23 protein-coding genes are annotated in these 23704 nt (G+C 45.4%); 2 read left to right on the top strand and 21 right to left on the bottom strand.

Features of this window, described 5'->3' with window-relative positions:
- Window positions 1–8: 8 nt before the first annotated feature.
- Window positions 9–566 carry a 16S rRNA (guanine(966)-N(2))-methyltransferase RsmD gene (gene rsmD / locus DEAC_RS16170; RefSeq protein WP_047811117.1) on the bottom strand — a complete coding sequence of 186 codons (558 nt, stop codon included), beginning with the start codon at window positions 564–566 and terminating at the stop codon, window positions 9–11.
- 321 nt (window positions 567–887) lie between these two features.
- On the opposite strand from rsmD, the gene gpr reads away from it, so the two are divergent.
- Complete coding sequence (gene gpr, locus DEAC_RS16165; RefSeq protein WP_047811116.1) at window positions 888–1874, top strand: GPR endopeptidase; 987 nt, start codon at window positions 888–890, stop codon at window positions 1872–1874.
- Between the two features lie 210 nt (window positions 1875–2084).
- Here gpr and DEAC_RS16160 read toward each other — a convergent pair whose 3' ends face one another.
- From DEAC_RS16160 to DEAC_RS16135, 6 genes are all read right to left on the bottom strand, one after another.
- Window positions 2085–2210, bottom strand: a complete 126-nt coding sequence (locus tag DEAC_RS16160) for a small, acid-soluble spore protein, alpha/beta type (protein ID WP_140417726.1) — start codon at window positions 2208–2210, stop codon at window positions 2085–2087.
- Window positions 2211–2395: 185 nt separating this feature from the next.
- Complete coding sequence (recG, locus tag DEAC_RS16155; protein ID WP_047811115.1) at window positions 2396–4855, bottom strand: ATP-dependent DNA helicase RecG; 2460 nt, start codon at window positions 4853–4855, stop codon at window positions 2396–2398.
- On the bottom strand, window positions 4852–5715 hold the full coding sequence (gene sdaAA, locus DEAC_RS16150) for an L-serine ammonia-lyase, iron-sulfur-dependent, subunit alpha (protein WP_047811114.1): 864 nt from the start codon (window positions 5713–5715) through the stop codon (window positions 4852–4854). The genes recG and sdaAA overlap by 4 nt, the downstream gene beginning before the upstream one ends.
- A gap of 12 nt (window positions 5716–5727) precedes the next feature.
- Complete coding sequence (gene sdaAB, locus DEAC_RS16145; protein ID WP_047811113.1) at window positions 5728–6396, bottom strand: L-serine ammonia-lyase, iron-sulfur-dependent subunit beta; 669 nt, start codon at window positions 6394–6396, stop codon at window positions 5728–5730.
- Between the two features lie 104 nt (window positions 6397–6500).
- Complete coding sequence (locus DEAC_RS16140; protein ID WP_047811232.1) at window positions 6501–8135, bottom strand: DAK2 domain-containing protein; 1635 nt, start codon at window positions 8133–8135, stop codon at window positions 6501–6503.
- A 79-nt stretch (window positions 8136–8214) separates the two neighbouring features.
- Window positions 8215–8571, bottom strand: coding sequence for an Asp23/Gls24 family envelope stress response protein (locus DEAC_RS16135; RefSeq protein ID WP_047811112.1), 357 nt, complete (start codon window positions 8569–8571; stop codon window positions 8215–8217).
- A gap of 227 nt (window positions 8572–8798) precedes the next feature.
- Between DEAC_RS16135 and rpmB the strand changes: the two genes are divergently transcribed.
- Window positions 8799–8990: a 50S ribosomal protein L28 gene (rpmB, locus tag DEAC_RS16130; protein ID WP_047811111.1), complete on the top strand. Its 192-nt coding sequence runs from the start codon at window positions 8799–8801 to the stop codon at window positions 8988–8990.
- 290 nt (window positions 8991–9280) lie between these two features.
- Here rpmB and hslO read toward each other — a convergent pair whose 3' ends face one another.
- From hslO to fmt, 14 genes are all read right to left on the bottom strand, one after another.
- Window positions 9281–10174: an Hsp33 family molecular chaperone HslO gene (gene hslO / locus DEAC_RS16125; RefSeq protein WP_047811110.1), complete on the bottom strand. Its 894-nt coding sequence runs from the start codon at window positions 10172–10174 to the stop codon at window positions 9281–9283.
- A gap of 438 nt (window positions 10175–10612) precedes the next feature.
- Window positions 10613–11260, bottom strand: coding sequence for a thiamine diphosphokinase (locus DEAC_RS16120; protein WP_047811109.1), 648 nt, complete (start codon window positions 11258–11260; stop codon window positions 10613–10615).
- A gap of 1 nt (window position 11261) precedes the next feature.
- On the bottom strand, window positions 11262–11930 hold the full coding sequence (gene rpe, locus DEAC_RS16115) for a ribulose-phosphate 3-epimerase (RefSeq protein WP_047811108.1): 669 nt from the start codon (window positions 11928–11930) through the stop codon (window positions 11262–11264).
- A 1-nt stretch (window position 11931) separates the two neighbouring features.
- A complete protein-coding gene (gene rsgA, locus DEAC_RS16110; protein WP_047811107.1) occupies window positions 11932–12825 on the bottom strand; it encodes a ribosome small subunit-dependent GTPase A in 894 nt (297 codons plus the stop codon).
- Between the two features lie 37 nt (window positions 12826–12862).
- On the bottom strand, window positions 12863–14656 hold the full coding sequence (gene pknB, locus DEAC_RS16105; RefSeq protein WP_047811106.1) for a Stk1 family PASTA domain-containing Ser/Thr kinase: 1794 nt from the start codon (window positions 14654–14656) through the stop codon (window positions 12863–12865).
- 9 nt (window positions 14657–14665) lie between these two features.
- On the bottom strand, window positions 14666–16069 hold the full coding sequence (locus DEAC_RS16100; RefSeq protein WP_047811105.1) for a peptidoglycan D,D-transpeptidase FtsI family protein: 1404 nt from the start codon (window positions 16067–16069) through the stop codon (window positions 14666–14668).
- Window positions 16069–17352 (bottom strand): FtsW/RodA/SpoVE family cell cycle protein, encoded by a 1284-nt coding sequence (locus DEAC_RS16095; RefSeq protein WP_047811104.1) that lies wholly within the window; start codon window positions 17350–17352, stop codon window positions 16069–16071. Before DEAC_RS16095 ends, DEAC_RS16100 begins: the two co-directional genes overlap by 1 nt.
- Before the next feature lie 4 nt (window positions 17353–17356).
- The gene (locus tag DEAC_RS16090; protein ID WP_047811103.1) at window positions 17357–18076 is read right to left on the bottom strand and encodes a Stp1/IreP family PP2C-type Ser/Thr phosphatase; all 720 of its coding nucleotides are present in this window, start codon (window positions 18074–18076) and stop codon (window positions 17357–17359) included.
- Window positions 18057–18506, bottom strand: coding sequence for an FHA domain-containing protein (locus DEAC_RS16085; RefSeq protein WP_047811102.1), 450 nt, complete (start codon window positions 18504–18506; stop codon window positions 18057–18059). Before DEAC_RS16085 ends, DEAC_RS16090 begins: the two co-directional genes overlap by 20 nt.
- A 49-nt stretch (window positions 18507–18555) precedes the next feature.
- On the bottom strand, window positions 18556–19356 hold the full coding sequence (locus tag DEAC_RS16080) for an FhaA domain-containing protein (RefSeq protein ID WP_047811101.1): 801 nt from the start codon (window positions 19354–19356) through the stop codon (window positions 18556–18558).
- Window positions 19334–20425: a dual-specificity RNA methyltransferase RlmN gene (rlmN, locus tag DEAC_RS16075; RefSeq protein WP_047811100.1), complete on the bottom strand. Its 1092-nt coding sequence runs from the start codon at window positions 20423–20425 to the stop codon at window positions 19334–19336. The genes DEAC_RS16080 and rlmN overlap by 23 nt, the downstream gene beginning before the upstream one ends.
- Before the next feature lie 50 nt (window positions 20426–20475).
- Entirely contained in the window at window positions 20476–21831 is a 1356-nt protein-coding gene (rsmB, locus tag DEAC_RS16070; RefSeq protein WP_047811099.1) for a 16S rRNA (cytosine(967)-C(5))-methyltransferase RsmB, read from the bottom strand.
- Window positions 21824–22510: a zinc metallopeptidase gene (locus tag DEAC_RS16065; RefSeq protein WP_047811098.1), complete on the bottom strand. Its 687-nt coding sequence runs from the start codon at window positions 22508–22510 to the stop codon at window positions 21824–21826. The genes rsmB and DEAC_RS16065 overlap by 8 nt, the downstream gene beginning before the upstream one ends.
- Before the next feature lie 142 nt (window positions 22511–22652).
- Window positions 22653–23612 (bottom strand): methionyl-tRNA formyltransferase, encoded by a 960-nt coding sequence (fmt, locus tag DEAC_RS16060; protein WP_047811097.1) that lies wholly within the window; start codon window positions 23610–23612, stop codon window positions 22653–22655.
- Window positions 23613–23704 lie beyond the last annotated feature (92 nt).

Genomic DNA, 23704 nt, shown 5'->3' with positions numbered 1-23704 from the left:
CCCCCTCGTTAGACATCCTTTCTCTGGATGTACCATACTTTTGTATCGCCATATAAACCGGTTTTTCGAATTTCCAAAGGAAAGAAAGCATCATCCACATCTAATGGTTCATCTTTTGCTGTTTCCGCAATGATAACACCGTTAGGTGCTAAGTAAATACTGGAACTTAGAGTTTTTAACGACTGAAGGACTAATTCTTTATGGTAAGGGGGATCTAAAAAAATCAAGTCATAGACTTCAGCTGAACAGTTTTCTAAGTACTTAAAAGCATCCATATGCAAGACTTTCGTCCTCGGTCCTAAGCCGAGACAGCCGATATTCTCCTGAATAACTTTAAGTGCATTATGGCTTTTTTCTACTAATACTGCCTCGCGGGCTCCTCGAGAAAGAGCTTCCAAGGCTAGGTTTCCCGTACCCGAAAACAGGTCTAAAACGCGGGCATCAATTACGCGTTCTCCTAAAACATTAAATATAGCGCCTTTAACTTTATCTGAGGTAGGACGCGTCAGCATTCCTTCGACAGCTTTCAGAATTCGTCCCCGCATCTCACCTGCTATGATTCTCATATACCCTCCAAACTCCATTATAGCAGAGCTTATTAAGCTTTTCAGCCAATAATTTGGTCAGTTAGACATTTTACGTTAAGTATAACACAAATACTCTGAACTCTTTCTCAATTTCTTTGAATATCATTTTTGTTTTTGCCCATACTATCTTTGGTATTCAATGATTTTGAAATGGGCATTGAATACTCTTCCCCCATCCAGCTCTTCCTTTCGTTTTTCCTCTCTGTTCACTGGGAGCTTAACAAAGCCCCAGTGACTTTTTTAAGCGGATATAACTAATCTTTATTCACTCTCATAAAGCAAGAAAAGGAGCCAAGAACTATGAATAAATCTCAGCTTTATCGCCAACTTAATGTCCAGGTTGACCTAGCAGTCGAAGCGCATCAGCTCCTTCGAGGGGAGAGCGGAGAAGAAATTCCGGGAGTCATTATGGATGAACAAACATTGGATCATGCCAAAGTAACTATTATTACGGTTGAAACCGACGAAGGAGTCGACGCCATCGGTAAACCAAAAGGACAATATATTACTATTGATGCTCCGGAAATAAGAACTAACGATTATTCTATCCATGATTCTATTACCCAAATACTAGCAGACCAATTAACTGAATTAATGGGCCTTAGAGAAGATGCCAGTGTCTTGATCATTGGCTTGGGAAACTGGAATGCCACACCGGATGCCCTGGGTCCTCAAGTAATCAGTAAGACTATGGTGACACGTCACCTCTATCAACTTTCTCCCGACGATTTAAAAGGTAAACTGCGCAAGGTTAGTGCTATCTCCCCAGGTGTCCTTGGTACCACGGGAATTGAGACCGCCGAAATTATTCGAGGTATCGTTGACCACGTCAAACCCGATTTGGTGATTGCCATTGATGCCTTAGCGGCAGGTTCTCTGGAACGCATCGGCACCAGTATCCAGTTGGCCGATACAGGAATTCACCCTGGTTCCGGCGTTGGAAATCCTCGAGCTGGAATTAACGAAGAAACCGTCGGTTGTAAAGTAATTGCTATTGGCCTTCCGACTGTACTTAACGCTGCTATTATTGCCCACGACGCAGTTGAAGGTATTTTTAAAGAATTTGTAACTACTCCTTCTTTATATAAACTTTATAAAGGGATTAAACCTGAAGTCCTAAGCAAAATTATTGACGATGTTCTATCACCTTTTCAAGGAAACCTCATGGTCACTCCCAAGGAAATTGATTCCCTGATTCAAACGACTGCCAAAATTATTGCCGGAGCACTAGCCATTAGTATCCATCCAGGAATCGATCGGGAGGATTATGAAAGGTATTTGCAGTGAACTCGCTCAGCTAAAGCTGAACATCGAGGCATCGAGGCTTCGGCGGGGAAGTCTACCCCCACCGAAGCCAGGTATGGGAAGCAGATTTAGATCAATTTACCTATGCGGGGCTTAAGGCAGCAAACGTGTAAAATCAGTGCCTTTGGGCTCTATTTGTTTATATAAGAAAAAGGCCAGGTTAAATTTAACCGACCTTTTTTCAGGGAAACGTTATTGCGGTGTATTGGGAAAGCGTTTGTGTTTGCGATTGGCAATCCCAATCTCTTGAGCGACTTCATACTTGAATTTCTCTAATTCCGGTGTGAGTTGGACCATCGGTTTCGTTGACTTAGCCAAAGCTTACACCTCCATAGATTTTTTCAGTAAGGCAGCAGACCTACATCGCTGCTGCTTCGCTTTCAAACCCTTGCGCTTTGTTCTGATTCTAGTATTCTCATTCAGGCAAAATCAATACTCGGCAATTCTTACCAAGATTAAGTTTGGCCTTTTGCTTAATTGTTCCTAAAGACAACGACATGTCCTTAATGAACTCCAATCTTCTCAGGCGGAAACATTCTCTGAACTTCGTGAAAAAGCAACGTGAAATTTTCAGGATGACGCAGAGCCTTTTGGACCATCTGATAGGCCTTTTCCACAAGTTGTCCGTCACGTGAAAAGTCCGCAAGATGTAATTGACCGAGTCCATGCTGACGAGTCCCCAAAAGTTCCCCCGTCCCGCGCAGACGCATGTCCTCTTCGGCAATTTTAAAACCATCTTCAGTCTGACAAAGAATATCCAAGCGGCGGCTTTGAGATTGTTCAGACAATAGAAAGCAATAGGATTGTTCACTTCCTCGGCCAACCCGTCCTCTAAGCTGATGTAACTGGGCCAAGCCAAATCTTTCCGCCGATTCGATGACCATAACTGAGGCGTTAGGAACATTAACCCCAACCTCAACCACAGTCGTTGCAACGAGGATATCAATGTTTCCCCTTTGAAACTCGGTCATAATTTCATCTTTTTCCGAACCCTTCATCTTACCATGCAATAATGCCACCCGACATTTGGAAAAGCGATTTTGAAGTTCAGAAGCCCTTTTGGTTGCTGAAATAAGGTCAAGAGTTTCCGATTCTTCAACTAACGGACACACGACATAAACTTGTCGGCCTATAGTTACCTGCTCTTCAAGAAATTTTTCTAATTTAGCACGACTGCGTTCCGTCAATTTCCTTGTAATGATTGGTTTTCTGCCTACAGGCATTTCATCAAGAACGGAAAGCTGTAAATCTCCATAGAGAGTTAAGGCCAACGTTCTCGGAATCGGTGTAGCTGTAAGGACTAAGACATGAGGGTTATCACCTTTATTTTGAAGCATCGATCTTTGGCGTACGCCAAAACGGTGTTGTTCATCTGTAATCGCCAACCCAAGAGCTTTAAAAACCACCGTATCTTGAATTAAGGCATGAGTTCCGACAACGATCTCTGAGCTGCCATCGGCGATTCCAGCCAGAATGCCCTCTCTTTCACTTTTGCTTTGACTGCCCAGCAAGCAAACAACAGTGATTCCCAAAGGAGCGAACATCTTTTCCAGGGCTTGGTAATGCTGCAGGGCTAAGATTTCCGTCGGTGCCATCATGGCTCCCTGATATCCGGAGCCCACCGCTCGCAGCAAGGCCGCCATAGCTACTGCTGTTTTCCCCGAACCAACGTCCCCCTGAACTAATCGAGCCATTCCTTGAGGCTTGGCCATATCTTGAAATATTTCTTGAATCACACGCTGCTGAGCTCCGGTTAATTGAAACGGCAAATGTTTGAAAAAGCTCTGGATCAACGTTTCCCCTCCGGTAAGCGGCGGACTTCCAAGTCTGACTAACCCCTGGCGCAGATTGGCGAAGGCTAATTGTAAAAGCAGAACTTCCTCCCAAACCAAACGATCTCTTGCCTTTGATAAGCTTTCATAGTCTGTCGGAAAATGGATTTCGCGATGAGCTTTTGCTCGTTCCATCCAACCCTTGACCTCTTCCTCCGGAATTATCTCCGGAAAGATGTTGTCTGCCTCTTTCAGCACATATTGGATAATTCGGCGAATCGCCTTTGAAGACAAGCGGGCCGTCTCAGAATATACCGGTAAGATCGCAGGTGAATCAGGGGGCGCTGATGAACGGGAAGACTCCTCAGTTTTATCCATTTCGATATCAGTTGCCAATATTTCCGGAATTTGTTGCTGCCAGCGCACTTTTCCCGTAACAACTACCCTAGTCCCTACCGGATATTGTTTAAGAATAAATGGCTGATTAAACCAAGTTGCCTGAACTAAACGCCCTTGTTGCTCAATGCTCAGCTTAACCACCTTTAGCTTGCCTCTGATAACTTGTCCCGCTGCAACGTTCCCCGAAACAGTGGCAACTTCTCCGTCTTTTAATTCAGAGATCATTCGTCTTCGACGATCTTCATATCTGCGGGGATAGTAGAGCAGTAAATCAAGGATAGTATCAATTCCCAATTTTTCAAGTTGTTTCGCTCTTTCCGGTCCAACTCCTTTGACAAATTGCAAGGATTTGCCGCTGTCAGCCTTTTTTGAGAGCTTAGGCTTTTTTTCAAGACATTCTTGCTTATGTAATTGCATGTCTTCTTCCTGCCTTGTGGGAGTCTCTTGGATCGCCGGGGGTGTTAAACGTTCTGCTAACCCTCTTTTAGCAGGAGAACCCTGATCCTGGTGAGAGCGATTTTCAGCTTCCAGCATCATTTCCTGCCGAAAGCGCCGCAATTCAGAGAAAGCCTCTCGTCGGCGCAATGGACTCCAAGCGCCATAACTTTGGGCTAATTTTCTAAGTAATGCCATATCATACCCTGGAAATAATTGTTCGAGCCTAGGAAGTATTCCTCCCAGAAAGGAACTAAATCCTCCAAGGACCCCTGTATTCAAGAAACCTTGCTTTTCTTCAGCCATCAGCGCTTTTTGCAGATTGTTAAGAACAATCTCCACTTGATTTAATTTCATAGAAAATCAGCTCGAATTTTTCGGCCTGTTGGTGTTGCAGCAAGGCCGCCTTGAGCAGTTTCCTTTAAAGAACAGGACATTTGGTGACCTATTTCCGCCATCGTATCAATAACCTCATCGATAGGAATGGCACTTTTTACCCCTGCAAGGGCCATCTCGGCAGCAGTAAGTGCAATCATTGCCCCTGTAGCGTTACGTTTCACACAAGGCACCTCAACAAGGCCGGCGACCGGGTCACATACTAGACCAAGCATTGACTTTAAAGCAATAGCAGCGCCATGAGCTGTTTGTCTTGGTGATCCTCCCGCCAGTTCCACAGCCGCTGCTGCAGACATGGCCGCTGCAGATCCGATTTCCGCCTGACATCCGCCTTCAGCGCCTGATACATTGGCTCTCTCGGTAATAATGATTCCTAATCCAGCTGCGGTAAACAGAGCGGAGAGCAATTCCTTTTCATCCGAATGAAAAATCTCTTCAAGAGTAAACAGAACTGCCGGCAAAACACCGCAAGAACCGGCAGTAGGCGCAGCGACAATTCTGCCCATAGAAGCATTGACTTCAGCCACAGCCAAGGCTTTAGCTATAACCCCGCTCATTACTTCTCCGATTAATGTACTTCCGCTTTTTCTATGTTCTTCAACTTTTGCCGCATCTCCTCCGACTAAACCCGAAGCCGAACGTCGTTTACCGCTCAGACCAATCTTAACAGACTCTCGCATGACCTTAAGATTATTTCCCATACGATCAAAGAGAGCCTCCCCGGACAATTCCAGCTCTTCAATTTGGTTCTGAAGAACAACGCTGCTAATTTTCAAACCCTTCGACTCAGCCTCAACAACCCAATCTTCATACGCGCGCATCCGTGCTACCTCCTATTCCAGTGGTTCAATGGCTAAGGCCTGCTTAATACTCGGAAGTCTCCGAGTTAATTCCAGTACAGCTTCCTCTATTTTTTGATCCGTCTCCAATACCATTAAAGCCTGGGCACCCTTCTTCTCACGGGAAACCCGCATCGTGGCAATATTAATCTGAGCCGTTGCTAAAAGTAGTGTCACTTGAGCCACTACCCCAGGCAAATCCTGATGTAAAATGACAAGAGTCGGGTAATCTCCATTAATACCCACCATAAAATTATTGATCTGCCGAATTAGAATAGCACCTCCTCCTATGGAGGAACCAATAACTATAACCCTTTCCTTTGAACCCGTTAAATCAAATTTTACAGTATTAGGATGAACATCGCCAAGGTCGGCCTTTTCAAAGCGAACCTTAAAGCCTCGTTCCTTGGCGAGTTCAGGTGCATCGGGAATTCTTTCATCATCCGGCGCCATTCCTATAAGGCCTGCGATTAAGGCCACATCTGTCCCATGACCCTTTCCCGTTTCGGCAAAAGAGCCATGAAGCGTGATAATTCCTTCAAGAGGTTCTTCTCCGAGAATTTTCCTAGCCATAGTACCTAAACGAACGGCACCGGCAGTATGTGAACTTGAAGGGCCAACCATAATCGGTCCAAGAAGATCAAAGACATTACTTTTACTCACTGTTCCATCTCCCACGATAAATCTCAGACATATCCTTTAAAAGCTTATACAGACAAAATTTTCTTTATTTATAAAGAAAACCTCCGGAAATTCCGGAGGTTAACCTATTCCACACCAAAGATATAATAGTAGAGTGGTTGTTTACCGGGGTGAGCCTCAACTTCCACATTTGAGTTTTCTTCCTGGAGCCAGGTTTTTAATTGTTCGACCTCTTGCAATTCCGTATCTTCTCCATAGAATATGGTAACCAAATCATGCTCTTTCCAGTCCATTTTTGCCAAAGTTGCTTTCGCAACTTCAAGAAGGCTTTGTCCTGTCTCAACAATGGTGCCCTCGACCAATCCCAGAATGTCTCCCGCAGAAATGTCAAGCTCTCCAAACTGTGAATCTCTGACTGCATAAGTCACTTCCCCGGAACGAACGTTCTTCAAGGCACGCTCCATATTTTGAAGGTTATCATTTCTTTCACCTTCTGGGTTCAAATTCAAAAGCGCTGAAATTCCTTGAGGTACCGACTTGCTGGAAATTACATGAACTTCTCGATCCGAAATGACATCTTTTACTTGACGTGCTGCCAAAATAATATTTCCATTGTTCGGCAGGATAAAAACATTGTGTGCCTTCACTTTGCGAACGGCTGCTGCAAGATCCTCTGTACTGGGATTCATGGTTTGGCCTCCTAAGACCACTTCATCAACACCCAAACTTAAAAAAACATCCGCAATTCCTTGTCCCATGGCAACGGCAACGACACCATATTCTTTCATGGAAGTTAGTTCGTCAACCTCCGCCGATCCTGAAGATTTTGATTTCATGGCATGAGCCATAGCTTCATTTTGTTCTAACATATTGTGAATTTGAACTTGATGCAGGGAACCCCATTGAATAGCATAATCTAAAATCTTGCCTGGATTTTTTACATGGACATGGATCTTTACTACTTCAGGTGTCCCAACCACAAGCAAACAATCACCGCGGTTTAATAGATCCTGACGAATTCGCTCAACCTGCAAGTCCGTTCCCTTAACCAGAAATTCAGTGCAGTAAGGATATTCTAAATTCTCCAGCTGAATAAAGTCCTGATTTCCTTGATTCGGCTCCTTGGTTTGAGAAGTTTCGGAATTGATCTTTTGCTCCTGCAGGATTCTGGCTTTTACGGTTTCACCGGTCAAAGCTCCAATCCATCCTCCCAAAATAATCAGGAAACCCTGGCCGCCTGCGTCTACAACACCGGCCTGTTTTAAAGCGGGCAACATCTCAGGAGTTCTGGCAAGAGATTCCAGGCCCTTTTTATGAGCCTCTTGCAGCATATCTAAAAGCGATCCCCCTGCTTTAGCTTTACTAAGTGCAGCTTTGGCCGTTTCTCGAGCAACAGTAAGAATTGTTCCTTCGACCGGCCTCATCACAGCCTTATAAGCCGTATCTACTCCGGATTGCAAAGCCTGTGCCAATTGAAGAGGATTGGCCGTAACCATCCCGTCCAAACCTTTGGCGATCCCTCGCAAAAGCTGCGAAAGAATTACCCCCGAATTCCCCCTCGCACCCATTAGGGAACCCATTGAAGCAGCACTGGCAACTTCACTAATTGAAATTCCTGCAGCCTTCTCAGCATCCCTAGCGGCCGATTGAATCGTTAAGAACATATTGGTTCCCGTATCTCCGTCAGGCACAGGAAAAACATTCAGGGCATCCACATCCTGTTTTTTCAGCTCTAAGGCCTGAGCACCGGCGACCATCATTTGTTTCCACTCTTGGGCATTAAGAACGCTCTTTGTATTTGAAACTGGTCTCAAAACAGTATCCCCCTACTCTTTTGCGCTACTCTAAAACGCGAACTCCTTGTACGTTCACATTCACTTGGGATACGTCTAATCCCGTAAGTTTCTCTGTAGTATAACGAACGCGTTCCATAACATTAGCAGCAACTTCAGAAATTCGAACACCATACCCCACCACAATATGGAGGTCAATGATAACTTCATTTTCATTCAGGGTTACAACAACCCCTCTGGCCAAGTTTTCACGGCCAAGTAAATCAACAAAACCATCGGTAATTTTGCGCGATGCCATACCAACTAAACCGTAACATTCAACGGCTGTAGCACCGGCAATAGTGGCGATCACTTCTTCCGAAATATCGATTTTCCCTAAGCCATTCATTATTTCCTTACCCATCAAGGACCCTCCCCTTCCAGCTTAGTCCACATGATTTCCATTTTACCAAGTAAATGAAAAATGTTCAAAGAAAACTTTAGATATTTTTGCTAAATTCACGAAAAATAAGCTTGCAAATAGTTTAAGATACAAGTATTCAGGAAATACAGGGGGAAAACCTTGCCAATCTCTTCGACATTTGATAAAATATATAAGTGTCATTTCGGCTGCAAAGGAGGATTTAGAGCATGGCCAATGTTTGTGCAGTATGCGGCAAAGGGGTTGTCACCGGATTTCAAGTCAGCCACTCTCATATAAGAACAAAACGTACTTGGAAACCTAACCTGCAGAGCGTTCATGCTATTGTGAACGGTACTCCTGCCCGGATCAAAGTTTGCACCAGATGCTTACGTTCCGGCAAAGTCCAACGCGTTAGCTAATGAATTAAAAGCCCGACATTGGTCGGGCTTTTTTCATACTATTAGGCCCTCACGCCACGAAATTTAACCACCGACTTCACCTGCGCTAAAACTCGGCTAAGCCGGGTTTTTTTATCCAGTTTTTTAGACCTCCACTTCTATAAGTGGAGGTGGGTCCTTCGTTAACTTCAGGCAAGGTAGAGTCCTCCTACGCCGCTAAGTATTCCTATTTGGTAAGGCGTCTCGGCAATAATGTCCACTGGACATTATTGTATCTGAAGTCCCGATGTTCAGCTTTAGCGTAAGCGAGTTCACTTCCCCGCACTACTTACCACTCTGTCTTTAAGAGCCTCTAAATCTACTTTAGAAAATAAATAATGTTCATTACAAAAATGACAAATTACTTCCGCCTTACCCTCAGAGATTAAACCTTCCAGTTCCTCTGCACCTAGGGAAACCAAAGAATCCCCTAAACGTGACTTCGAACAGGTGCAAGAAAACCTGACAGACCGACGTTCCAACACCTGATACGAAAGACTTCCCAGCAAACTGCCAAGGAGATCATCCATACTGTGACTCTCAGCCACTAATTCACTAATTCCAACCTTTATCTGCCCAAGTATATCTTCAAGGGCTTGAATATCCTCTTCCTGAGCTCCGGGTAAAGGCTGCATCAAAAAACCGCCGGCTCCGGCCACATGATAATCTTTTTCAACAAGCACACCAAGCAGCATAGCCGAAGGAATCTGTTCCGAGGTCAACAAATAATGAACCAGATCTTCCGCAACTTCTCCGCTCACCAGAGGAACCGTCCCCGTATAAACCTCACCATTTTGCAGACTCCGGCTCACAGCCAGTTCCCCGGCTCCCACCGCCGCCGCCACATCAAGCTTGCCATTAGGCTTCAAAGGCAAATCTACCCACGGTTCCCGCACATATCCCCGAACCTCTCCAAGAGCATTCCCCACGCTCACAACGCCTTGCAGAGGACCATCCCCCAATAAGCGCAGCGTAACACTCTCGTCCCCTTTCAGCGAACTCGCTAAAATAAGAGTCCCCGTCATCAACCGCCCCAAAGCCGCAGCAGCAACAGGAGACAGCTCATGACGTCTCCGAGCCTCTTCCACCGTATCCGTCGTCCTGACCGCGACCCAGCGAGCCCGGCCCTCAAGCATCGTACCAATCCAAAGTTCATCTTGCTGCATTAATTCCTCGTCCTTTATACCATAAAATTTATTATATACCTATAATATCCCAAAGAGCTTTATATTTTCAAAGCTCGACATTCAATTTGCTTACTACAATCAAAATGATTTTAGCAAATTTGCAAACCAAGACTATAACATTATAACCAAATTAACCACACAAAAATTCTTCACCAATACTTACATACTACTTTTGCACACCCACGGCGCCCTCAGCGCCACGTTGACAGCGCAGCGCCTCAACGCCGTCCCCCCCGTCCCCCTTGCTTCAAAGCCTCACTCTCACCACCCCCGTCGACCCTTGACCAGGAGGGTGTGATTTTGCAGAGCGAACCATTCAGCAGAGGCGCGTCCAGCGCGCTTAGATTTCGAGGGGGACAGCGGGGCAATGGTTCACATCAAGCGTGCTAGCGACGGCGCTGTGGTGAGCGGCGCAAATCACACCCTCCCCGCTAAAGCGACCACCAAAACCCATCCCTCATGAACCTCAATCCCCACGCTCTCTCCAAGGCAAACATTGCTCACTCCCCGCGGAACATCCTGCCGCAAAACACCCCGCTCCAGCGGATAATACAATCCCCGCGTACTCACAACAGCCCTCTCAGACAGAGCCAGCAAAGAAAGCTCCTGCCCTTTGAACGTCGAAAATTCCTCCTGCCCTTGGAGAACCCACATCTCATGTTCAGGATCAACCAAACGAATGCGGATCCCTTGCCGGGCATAACCCAACATCAGGGCCAAATTGCCCATAAAATGATCAATACGTTTCCCCGCAGCACCATAGAGCCAAATATCCCGTTCACCCTCCGCTAAGGCTTTTTCCTTTGCCCGCAGAAGAGCCAATTCCAAATCCGTTTCATCTTTTTCACGGGGAAATTGTTCAATAAAGCAACCGGCTTTCCGGCACAGGGCTAAAGTTTCACTGGAAACCGAATCCAAATCCCCGATTAGCTGCTGCGGCGTATACCCTGAGTTCAGAGCATGATTGGCACCTCCGTCAGCGCAGATCAAATAATCAGCCGTTTCCAGGACTTTCTTCCCCCATTCCGGGTCCCAACTGCCATTGGCCAGTACCACTATGTTCATCTTATTCACTCTGAACCGTACTAACTGCCCGCCGAAGTTTTTCTACGGCAAGCTTCGGATCGGCTTGACCAAATACCGCCGAACCTGCTACCAAAATATCAGCCCCCGCCCGAGCAGCTAAAGGTGCCGTTTCCAAATTGATTCCGCCATCCACCTCGACCACGCAGGAAGATTGCTTTTGTTCAATGTGATGATGAAGTACCTGAATTTTAGGAATCACGCTATTGATAAATTTTTGGCCTCCGAAGCCCGGATTCACCGTCATTAACAATACCATATCTAAATCTTCAAGAATATATTTAAGTCCGTCTAATTGAGTTGCCGGATTAAGGGCAATTCCTGCAGTTAGTCCCAGTTCCTTAATTTGTTGGACTACACGGTGGACATGGCGTGACGCCTCTAGGTGAAAGGTAATGTGATCCGCTCCTGCAGCGGCAAAATCTGCAATAAAACGTTCCGGCTCCTCAATCATCAAATGAACATCAAAACGCATTTTGCTATGAGGCCTCAGTGCTTTGACCATCGCAGGCCCAAAGGTGAGATTCGGGACAAAATGCCCATCCATAACATCAATATGTAAAACCTCAGCACCGGCTTCCTCAACCAAACGAACGTGTTCACCTAAACGCGCAAAATCAGCAGACAAAATAGACGGGGCAAGTTGAACCATTTTAATATCTCCTTTCGGCAGCAATCACTTCTTGCAAGAAATCCCGATAATGTTCATAGCGAGTTCTGGAAATCTCTCCATTTTCTTGAGCTGCTTTAATTGAACAATCGGGTTCTTTATCATGCAAACAACTGCTAAAACGGCATTTATGCCGATATTCTTCAAATTCCGGAAAATAGCCTGCCAAATCCTCACGTTTCATTTTAGGCAGGAAAAGAGAGGAAAAACCCGGTGTATCAGCCACTAATCCCCCGGCGCATACCATCAGCTCAACATGACGGGTCGTATGACGGCCACGTTGGGACTTCTGACTGATTTCACCGGTTTTTAATTGTTTTCCCTCAGATAAAGCGTTAAACAGGCTTGATTTACCTACGCCTGAAGGACCGGCCAGGACACTAATCTTCTCCTCTAAACGGTTTCTTAATTCCGCTATACCTGTGCCTGTCTTATTGGACACCTCAAAAACCGTATACCCTATTCGACGGTAGATATCCGAAACAAAGGGCTGAGGCTTAGAATCGGGGGATAATGTTTCAGCATTGTAGTTGTCCAATTTGGTAAAAACGATAATTGGTTCTATTCCCGAATAGGTCACCTGAATTAATAAGCGGTCTAAAAGGTTCAGATCAGGTTTTGGCGAAGTCATGGCAAAGACAAGAAGCGCCTGATCGACATTGGCAATGGATGGACGGCTAAGAAAGTTAAGCCGAGGTTCTGCCCCTTCAATTCTCGCCTTAGTATTACTTTCAGGTAATATTCTCACTCGGTCACCTGGCAGAAAGTCTTGATCTTTAATGCGAAAACGACCGCGCAGAGAACATTCCCATACCCGGTCTTCCGCATAAACATAATAAAAGCCACCGTAACCTTTTAGTAAAACTCCTTCGATCATACAATTTCCTCACTGTTACATTTCAGGGCTGATCCAGCTAGGGATTCGCCCTGATTCGGATGGTTTCTTTAGGAATAACACTGAAAATCTGAGCCATAAACATTGAGGCGTCTTTATCAATATTAAACGCAAGAGGCCCTGGGCCACGCGATACGACGATGGTAACCTGACTCCCCTGCTGAACCGTTTCTCCCGGGTTAGGCGAGGTACTGATGACGACATCCGCAGGAATTGTGGTAGAATCTTGAGTTTCTACCAAGGGAACTAAACTATTCTGCTGAAGAATCGTTTTAGCATCTTCGGACGATTTATTAATTACATTGGGCATGTTAATGCTTACATAAGGAGAACCGTTGCTAATGGTCAATTTAACAGGTCCGCTCTTCGGCCAAGTCGCCGAAGGGAGAGGGTCCTGCTGGATAACATAATCTTTAGGAACGCTTGAACTTGGCTGGGTTTGAAAGGTAATCTTCCCCGTAAATCCATCGTTTTGAATCATATTAACGGCATCCGCTTTCGACATTGGCGAACTGGTTACATCCGGAAATGTGCCGGTGTTGGGACCTTTACTTATAACAACTTGAACTTCCCGGCCAACTTTTACCATTGTATTCGCTTGCGGATTCTGTTCAATGATCAGGTCTTTTGCAAACTTATCACTGAACTCTTTCTTGACCTCGGAGTTGAGTTTCAATCCTGCAGAGTTTAGATAATCTGTGGCAACCGGTACAGTCTTACCTGTCACATCAGGAACTTTCGTCGTACCGACGAGAAGGTAATTTCTCAACATTATCCCGCCCACCAAAAGAAGCAATACGACAGCAATTCCCAAGATCCACTGCCAACGTTTTTTCTTGACCTTAGTTAAAAAACTATTGATATGCTTTTCTGGTTCTTGTTCCTGTTCCGGTTCTATCTCACGTACACTAACCGGTGCTAAAACCCTGCTCATGCCTTGATGAGTCCGAGTTGCTTCCAGATCGTCAACGGGAAATACTTCAGGCCGATTTATCGGGCGGCCGGCAAGAAAATGGTTCAAATCCTCCAAAAGCTCTTTAGCAGAAGTATACCGTTGTTCAGGAGACTTAGCAATTGCCCTCATAATTACGCCCTCGAATTCTTTCTCGACCCGAGGATTGAGCTTACTCGGCAGCGTTGGCTGTTCCTGAAGATGCTTAAGAGCGATAGCGATGGGAGTTTCACCATCATAGGGTACCTGGCCCGTAACCAATTCATACAGAATAATGCCCAGCGAATAAATATCCGATTGCTCATTACTCTGCAGGCCTTTAGCCTGTTCCGGCGATAAATAGTGGACTGAACCGATAATGTCTCCTGTATGCGTTACCGTTGCCGATGATACTGCTCGGGCGATACCGAAATCCGTAACTTTAGCGCGTCCATCCTCAGTTACTAAAATATTATGGGGTTTTATATCTCTGTGAATAATATGGTGTTCGTGGGCATTTTGAACGGCACTGGTAATTTGACGGGCAAGATTGATCGCCTGATCTGTGGTCAAGGGAGCATAATCTCGAATAATTTCTTTGAGATTCCGCCCTTCTACATATTCCATAACGATATATTCAGTATCCCCTTCTTTGCCCACATCATAAACAGAAACAATATTGGGATGTGACAAACTGGCAACAGCCTGGGCTTCCCTTCGAAAACGGCGAATAAAGTCTTCATCAGTGGCAAATTGTTCACGAAGAACTTTGATCGTTACGACACGATTAAGCAGCTGATCTTTAGCTTTATAAACAATCGCCATCCCACCGGCACCAATACGCTCTAAAACTTCATAACGTCCTCCGAAGATTTTACTCACTATGTTCACCTACTTTCTGGCTAATGCTTCTTCAATAATTTGACGCGCAATGGGAGCAGCTGCCGCTCCTCCAGTTCCGCCATGTTCTACAAAAACAGCCACCGCAATGCGTGGAGCCTCCGCAGGTGCAAAAGCGATATACCAAGCATGGGTAGGTTGATTGCCTCCCGGCTCCGCTGAACCGGTCTTTGCCGCTACCTGAACGTCCGGCAAAGCTCCGGGAGAAGCAGTTCCATCGGTAACAGCAGTCACCATGGCACTAGTAATTTTATCCGCTTCATCTTTTGAAAGTGCAGTTAGCCAAGGCTGAGGCTCTTGTTCATATTGTACGGTTTGCGAAGGATCAAGAACTCGTTCCACAATGTGGGGAGTCATTATCACCCCATGATTAGCAATACCGGCGGTAATCAGAGCCATTTGAAATGGAGAAACCAGAACCTCACCCTGTCCAAAGCAGCTTGCAGCAAGAAGATTCGTTGACAGAGTTTCAGGAACCTTAGGAGAATTAGTGATCTGACTCACAGGAACATTTAGTTCAAAAGGAATCTTTTGTCCAAAGCCAAATCCTTTAACCGCGGACAGAAAACTTTTATCCCCTGCCTGGACTCCAAAGGTTGCAAAATACGTATTGCAAGAATCGGCTAAGGCCTTGTTATAGTTAACCCAGCCATGAACCTCTAGGTTCTGTTCAGGGATAACTTGTCCGTTGATAATCGTCGAGCCTTTACAATCATAAAGATTCGTAGTGTTTATGCCGCTTCGAAATAAGCTGGCAGAAGTCACTACCTTCATCGTTGACCCCGGAGGATAGAGGGAAAGGGCACGATTGTCTAAAGGTTTTTCCTGGGTTTGCTTAATAATGTCTTTCCAGTGATCATCCAAATTTGTCGGGTTGTATCCCGGCTGACTCACTAAGGCAAGTACTTCTCCCGTTTTAGGGTCAATAGCGACAGCTGCGCCCTTTTTCCCTTTGAGGGCATTATAAGCCACACTTTGCAGATGGGAATCTAACGTCAGCACCACATCATCCCCTTGACGCGGCAAAGAAAAGAGTTGCTGAATCGACTGAGTGGCTGTGGCGTCTTTAACACCCATGAGCCAATTCGCTAAACTTCCTTCAAGCCCTGCTGCGCCAAGCCGAACAGTAGAGTAACCGAGAGTAGGCTCATACATTTCTCCATTGGGATAGACACGGACCTTCTTTCCCTTGATTGTTTGAGTTTGTGCTATTATTTCGCCGTTACGATCAAAAATTCCTCCACGGGTCACTCGGCTTTCCAGGAGAATTAAGCGTCGATTCGCGGGATTATCCAGTAACGTATTGGATTGAACCACTTGCCAATAAACAAGCCCCAGACTTAAAACAAAGAAGCTAAAGGCCATTCCTAATGCTACACGACGTACCCCTCGCATTATGTTGCATACTCCCTTCCTCTTGTCTTATTACGCTTAACTCCCACCGCAGTAGCATTGGAAATATTCAACAATACACCTAGAAGAATAAAATGCACAAGTATAGAACTTCCGCCATAGCTGACCCAAGGCAGCGGAATACCTGTTAAAGGAAGTAATTTTGTCACCCCGGCAAGAATAATTAACGTCTCTGTTCCCAGAAGAATTCCAATTCCGGCAGCCAGAATCTGGCCAAAGCGGTCTTTGGCTCTTACGCTAATTGAAAACGCCCTCATAACTACGATCAGAAAAAGAGCCAGAACAGCCATCGCCCCCGCAAATCCCAGTTCCTCAGCTATGACAGAAAAAATAAAGTCAGTACTTGAGGCAGGCACCATAGAAGCCCCTATTCCATTGCCTAGTCCAGTTCCCAGGACCTTCCCTCCACTAATGGCAAACAATGATTGAGCAATCTGATATCCCATACCCGTAGGATCTTGCCAAGGATTTAACCAAACCAATACCCGAACGCGAACGTGCCGAAAAAGCAAATACCCTGCACTTCCTACCAATAGAAAAATCGGCAGTGAAATTCCCAAATACAGCGCACGTTCCGTTACAACGTAAATCATAAGAACAAATAAAGCGTAAAATACCAGCGCCGTTCCGAGACTTTTTTGGGCCCCTAAGAGGCCAAGCGAAAAACCAGCCATAATTAAAAAGGGTCCTAGAGTTCGCCAATCCGGTAAGGAAAACTTTCCTACTTGGACAGTTCCAACCCGCAGCAACTCTTCATTTTCTTCCAGATACGTTGCCATAAACAAGAGTAAAGCAAGTTTTACGAATTCCTCAGGTTCGACACCGATTCCTCCGATTCTTAGCCAACTCGTTGCGCCACCGGAGGCAAAACCAAAAACCAGGGTTATAAACAACAAACTGACAGCAAGCAATCCCCATAGATAGCGAAACTTGCCTAACTGTCGGTAATCCCTAACAGCAAATAAAATAGCGTAGAAAATCAGCTGTCCAATATTGGCCCACCAAAACTGGTGCAAAGCTTCCTTAGGACTAATACGCACTAAAAATACCAGACCTAAGGACAGAATTGCTTGAACAACCGGAAGGACATAAGGATCACCTTGGTAATGAAGAATCTCTTCCGCAAAACTCCCCATGAGCATAAGGGCAGTAAATATTATAGCCTGCCAGAGAAGTTGATCCTTATTGCCTCCCCATTTGAGCAGAACCAGCCCTAACCACATCATTCCTGTAATTATAAGGCGAGAAACAAAACGATAAAGCATCTTCCTACTCCATAATACAGCACAAAGCTGTGAAATTATCTGGTGCGCCGCGTTCTAAAATAAGCTGCCGCAGCCTCTCCAAGCGTTCTTCCCAAGAACCTGATTCAGAAAATTCATCTGCTAATTCCTCATCACTGATCATATTGGAAAAACCATCTGTACACAACAGAAACACGTCCTTGGACCGCAGAGATATAGCTTGACAATCCACTTCAATTTCCTGATCCGCACCGACCGCCCGCATTAAAACGTGACGTTGGGGATGTTTCTCTGCTTCTTCCAAAGAGATTTGACCTAAACGTACAAGCTCACCCACTAAGGAATGATCTTTCGTTAAAGGTGTCAACTCTTCTTGACGCCACAAATATGCCCGGCTGTCTCCCGCATGAGCAATCAAGGCCCTTGTGTCGCGAATGAGCAGCGCCGTAAGAGTCGTACCCATTCCGGCATTTTGGGGTTCCGTTGTCGACGATTTGTAAACAACCCGATTAGCCTGAGTAAAGGATTCTACAAGCCATCCTTCTAAATCTTGATCACTCAACCCTTTTAGCTGAGGGGCTAGTTTTTCTAATTCCCGTAAGGCTGTTGATGAAGCAACTTCTCCAGCCCGGTGTCCTCCCATTCCGTCGGCCACGGCAAAGATTCCGTGATCTGGTAATACTAAAAAGGAATCCTCATTATTTTTTCGGATACACCCTTTTTCACTAAAGCTTAGCACTCTCATTTTGCCACCTCGAGTATTGGAATGTGATACTTCCAATTTTCACATAATCTCCAGCAACTAATTGGACTGGAGAATGAATTTGTTCTCCATTAACCCAAGTACCATTCGTACTTCCCAGGTCTTCGACAAAAGTTTTTCCTTTTTGGCAGCGAAAAACGGCATGATCGACAGAAGCAAAATGATCCGGTAATACGATATCATTATGTTTTCCGCGTCCCAGACGCAAGCCCTTACCATCAACTTTAAAAATCTGGCCTCTGGGAAGAGTGTCCGTACCTGTCAAAACTTCTAATCGTCCATAGTCCTGATTCGAACGCTGAAACATCCCTTTCAGCTGAAGGTCAGCTAATAACGCTGTAAAAATCCTAAAGATAAAAAGATAAATCAAGGCGACAAAAACCAGTCGTCCAATCACTGTAACAACTTCCATACAACCCTCCAAATACAATATCGGAGAGCACTGTGACAACTCTCCAAAATTACGGCAAGGGTACTTTTTGAATCACGAGAACACTCAGGCCAATTTGGATTCGATCACCTGGAGCCGCCGTCTGATGCGTGATCCTTTGACTATTGACAAAGGAACCATTGGTGCTGCCCAAATCATCAAGCCGCCAGCCGTTTTCCCCTGGAGTAATTTTTAAATGTCGTCTTGAAACCTCGGGATCATGGAGCACAAGATCACACTGCCCGTGTCGACCAATATAGATATCATGTTCCGGCAATTTAAAGGATTGCCCCTTATCCGGCCCTTCTATAATTTCGAGAAAGTAATTCGAAATCCTTCCCGCACTGTCCTCAGCTCTTAAGTTTGTCATGACACTTTCCCGGAAGATCGTTGTGTTTTCACGCCAATTCGATTCTTTGGGAAAGTCATTTTCATTTTCCTCTTCATCTCCCCATTCAACGTCAATAGAATCGTCAAAATCGATCTCAATGATCATTTCCCTAGGATTGACAGTGTCATCAGAATGCAGTTCAATGGCTGGTTTCGATAAAAACGTATATCCCTCACGCTCAGCCTCGGTGTATAAATACTTGGACAACTCGATCAGAAAAACCTCTCCAAAACTAGCTAGAGGACCCCAATCACTGGAATGAAGGTATACCCGGTAAATATTCGGAACGTATACTTGAGAAATACTAATCTGTTTATTTCTAAACATCGCTTTCACCAGTTCCTTAGCCAATTCAACCGGTTGGAGCCGAGCCCCTCCTTTCTTAAAAGCACCGGTAAAAAGATACTCAGCCATTCCTTCAAATCGAGTCAATAGGCTCATGGTTACCCTCCCTCCACTGTCGTCGAAGCTGACCACAGGCTGCGTTAATGTCCGCCCCCCGTTCTTCACGCAGGGAGACGGAAATTCCGCCAACTTCTAAATGATGAGCAAATTTCTTCAATTTTTCAAGGTTAGGACGTTTTAAGTCTGTTCCTGCCACCGGATTAACCGGAATCAGATTTACATGCCCTAAGTGGTCTTTTAATAAACGAGCTAATGCTTCTGCCTCACCAAGATTGGCATTATCATCTGTCAAGGCCACCTCAAAAGTAATTCTTCTGCGCGTAATTTTTGCATATTCCTGGCATGCTTCCATAAGCTGAGCTAAAGGATAGCGGCGATTCATCGGAACTAAGCGGCTTCTTGCCAGATCATTGGACGCATGAAGGGAAATGGCCAAACCCACCTGAGGATTATCCTTCGCCAATTGAATAATTCGCGGCACTACTCCACTTGTTGAGATTGTCATACGCCGCATGCCAATATTTAGTCCCCGTTCCTGATTCATAAGCATGATTGCCGAAAGCACTTGCTCATAATTTAACAGAGGTTCCCCCATTCCCATAAAAACAACATTCGTAACCTGAAAATCCTGGTCTTCCTGACGAATAAAATGTGTCACATCCAAAACCTGACCCACTATCTCTCCGATGGTAAGGTCTCTGCGGAAACCCTCCATGCCCGTTGCGCAAAAAGCGCAGCCAACTGCGCAGCCAACCTGTGTGGAAACACAGACGGTATGGCGATCTCTTGTCAGCTCACGAGCATAATCCATTAAAACGCATTCGATCATTTCTCCGTCTTGCAGACGGAATAGATATTTTCGGGTACCATCAATGGACCTGCGCTCTGTCACGAGTTCCGGCGGATAAAAATTCAAACGTGATGATAGTAACGTAAGATCTTTCGTACTAATATTTTTAATTTCGTCCCAAGAGCGCACCGCTTTTTGTTGTACCCATTGAAATAACTGCGCTGCCCGAAAACGCTTCAAACCAAGCTCTCCGCAAACTGTCTGCAGCGTTTCTTCGGTACAGCTTCGCAGATCGTACATTTCCATAGTTATTATTATTCACCCAATTCGTTCCAGTTAAACTTCTCTTCAAAGAAAACTTAGCTCTAGCTCCTGCGATGAAATTTCGCCAAAAAAAATCCATCGGTGCCATGACGTTGTGGCAAGAGCTGGAGCATCCCCTTGGCAGCCTGCTGGATATCTCTGGTATCTTTAAGTTCAAAGGGTAAGGCGTCCGCTAAGTTCACTGCCTCAAACTCAGGATGGGCTGAGCGAAATTTCTTGACCAATTCAAAGTTCTCTTCCGGTTCAATCGTACAGGTCGAATAGATTAAGTCTCCGCCAACTTCGACACAAGAAGCAGCACGCTCTAAGATAGCAAACTGTAGTATTGGCAGATCCCAAAGGTCTTGTTCCGCTTTCCTCCAGCGAAGATCTGCTCTCCGCCTAAGAACACCCAAACCGGAACAAGGCGCATCGACTAAAACCCTTTGTTGGGAATCGAGTCTTATTCCCGGCAGATCGCGTGCATCACCTAACTGAGTTTCTATGCAGGTTATGCCTAACCTTTGGGCCAATTGGTCAATGAGCTCTAACTTATGAGCATGGACATCAAACGCCAGGATAACTCCCTCATTATTCATCATTTGGGCCAGATGCGTTGTTTTGCCGCCGGGAGCACTGCAGGCATCCAGAACGTGTTGACCTGCTTCAGGTGCCACGACATGAGCAATTATTTGCGAGCTTTCATCTTGTACTGTGAATAAACCAGCTTTAAACGCTTCCAGCTTTTCAAGGGAACCAAAGTTTTGAATCCGTATACTTTCAGGCACTCGTTCACCCAATTCGACAGTGATACCGTCGCGAATCAACAGATCTGCTAAATCCTGACGTGAAATTTTGAGAGTATTCGTTCTGATCCAGGTAGGAGCAGGTTCATTATTTGTTTGGCATAAAGCCTCCGTCTCATCCTTTCCCCAGCGTTTTAACCAGCGCTGAATCATCCATTCGGGATGAGAATAACGCACAGAAAGATAACGAACCGTATCCCTCTTCAAATCGGGCCAGGGGATATCCCAGCCTTTTGTCAGCACCTTGCGCAGGACAACGTTCACTAATCCCGTAAACTTGGGAAAGGATTTAGCTAACTCGACACTTTCATTGACTGCCACAGCCGGCGGAACCTTATCAACGAAGAGAACCTGAAATGCTCCGATTCTCAAGATGGCCCGAACTTCATGGGGAAGGGCTGACATTGGCTTACTCAAATGAAGACGCAGTGCATAATCCAGCGTTAACCTGTGTTTCAAAACACCATTAACCAATAACGTCACAAATTGACGTTCTCGAGCATCGGACAATCTGGCAATTGTTTTTTGCATTAAGAGATTGGCATAAGCCCCTTCTACCTCAACACGGGTCAGTATCTGGACCGCCATCCCTCGTGACGTTTCTTTAATCATCCCGTCTGCCCTGGGCAATAATTATAAACCTCGCCAACTGGAGCACAGCTGCTAAAGCCGCAGCAACATAGGTCAAGGCTGCCGCATTTAAAACCTTGCGGGCGCCGCGGACTTCCTCACTCCCCAGCAATCTTCCTTCCTGCAAGAGAACTAAAGCTCTGTGACTGGCATTAAATTCTACAGGCAAAGTAATCAGTTGAAAGAGAACGGCCAGAGAAAAAAACAAGATTCCTAACTGCAGCAACCAGCCAAAACTTGGCAGGAACAATCCAATTAAAATTAATATTGGTCCTGCCCCGCTGCCAAAATTAGCTGCCGGCACAAAGGATGATCTGAGCTGCAAAGGCGCATACCCGGAAGAATGTTGCAGGGCATGACCCGTTTCATGAGCTGCAACCGCTACTGATGCCAGGGAATTTCCATAATATACATCCTCACTCAAACTGATAACCTGTGAGCGAGGATCATAATGATCCGAAAGATGTCCGCGAATAGCCACCACACCTACATCATAAAGTCCCTTACTGTTTAAGAGTGCTTTCGCCGCCTGTGCTCCGGTCAGCCCCGACTGAGCGTGTACTCTAGAGTAATAATTGTAAGCAGAAGATATTTTATATTGAGCATAAAGGGATAGCAGGATTGCCGGAATTAAAAGAACCATCGTAGGGTCCCAGAACATTGCTTAACCTCCTTTTTGAAATCCCATGTTAAAATTCCAAAGGAATAGACTAACAGCACATTAGTTCACTTAAGATGAGAAAATTATAAAACCGAAGGTTATGCTATCACTTTCAATCAGTAAACGATTAAATCAAGTTCTTTTAAATAAATTTTTCTCCAACTTGACCATGCCGCCCGTTCAAAAAATCACGCGCCGACATGGAGCGCTTACCAGCCGGCTGAACCTCGAATATCCTCAGGATCCCCTCTCCCGTTTGGACGAGCAGACCATCTTCCAGCACTTCAATTATTTGACCTGGATCAGGGTTCAGATCCTCAAATGAATTTCCCTTCTGTTCAGCCATTTGTGAAGAAAATACAGAACTGCGCCAAACCTTAAAGTTCTCCTCTCGGAATACTCCAAAGGCCCCCGGCCAGGGATTTAAGCCCCGGATTTTATTATGCAATTCAATGGCCGGCCGTGTCCAGTCAAGACGTTCATGTTCACGGTTTAAAAGAGGAGCATAATTGGAGTTTCCTGATTGAGGAATAGGAATTAGGGATTCTTGTTCCAGCTCACGCAACGTTTCAACCAATAAATCCCCACCCAGATCTGCTAATTGATTATGAATTTCTCCCATAGTTGCATCTTGGGAAATCACGATTTCACGTTTTAATAAGGTGCCCCCGGTATCCAGTCCTTCATCCATAAGCATCGTCGTCACACCGGTACGCTTTTCACCATTGATAATCGCCCAATGAATCGGTGCCGCTCCTCGATATGAGGGGAGCAAAGAAGCGTGTACATTTATGCATCCCTTCAAAGGTAAGTTCAAAATTTCCTTAGAGAGCAGCTGCCCATATGCCACAACAATAATACATTCCGGAGCTAACTCGCGCAAACGCTGGACACCTTCAGGCGTTTTTATTTTGGCAGGCTGAAAAATCGGCAAGTTTAATTCTTCGGCAGCAGCTTTTACCGGGCTGGGTTTTAACTTTTTCCCTCGGCCTGCCGGCCGATCAGGTTGTGTAAAGACGCCCGCAATCTCATATCCATGGCTGGCCAAGGCTCGCAGAGAAGGTACCGCAAAATCCGGCGTTCCCATGAAAACAATACGCATAACTATTCTCCTTTAATGCGAGGTTCGAGGTTCGAAGTTAGAAGTTCGAGGCTCGTACCCATAAATTTCATCAATCTAGTTTTGCAGCCGTT

It is taken from the genome of Desulfosporosinus acididurans (genome assembly GCF_001029285.1).
In the GTDB taxonomy this organism is placed as follows: domain Bacteria; phylum Bacillota; class Desulfitobacteriia; order Desulfitobacteriales; family Desulfitobacteriaceae; genus Desulfosporosinus; species Desulfosporosinus acididurans.
The sequence above is the reverse complement of the archived record's forward strand: the minus strand, read 5'-3'. Positions and strand labels throughout refer to the sequence as shown.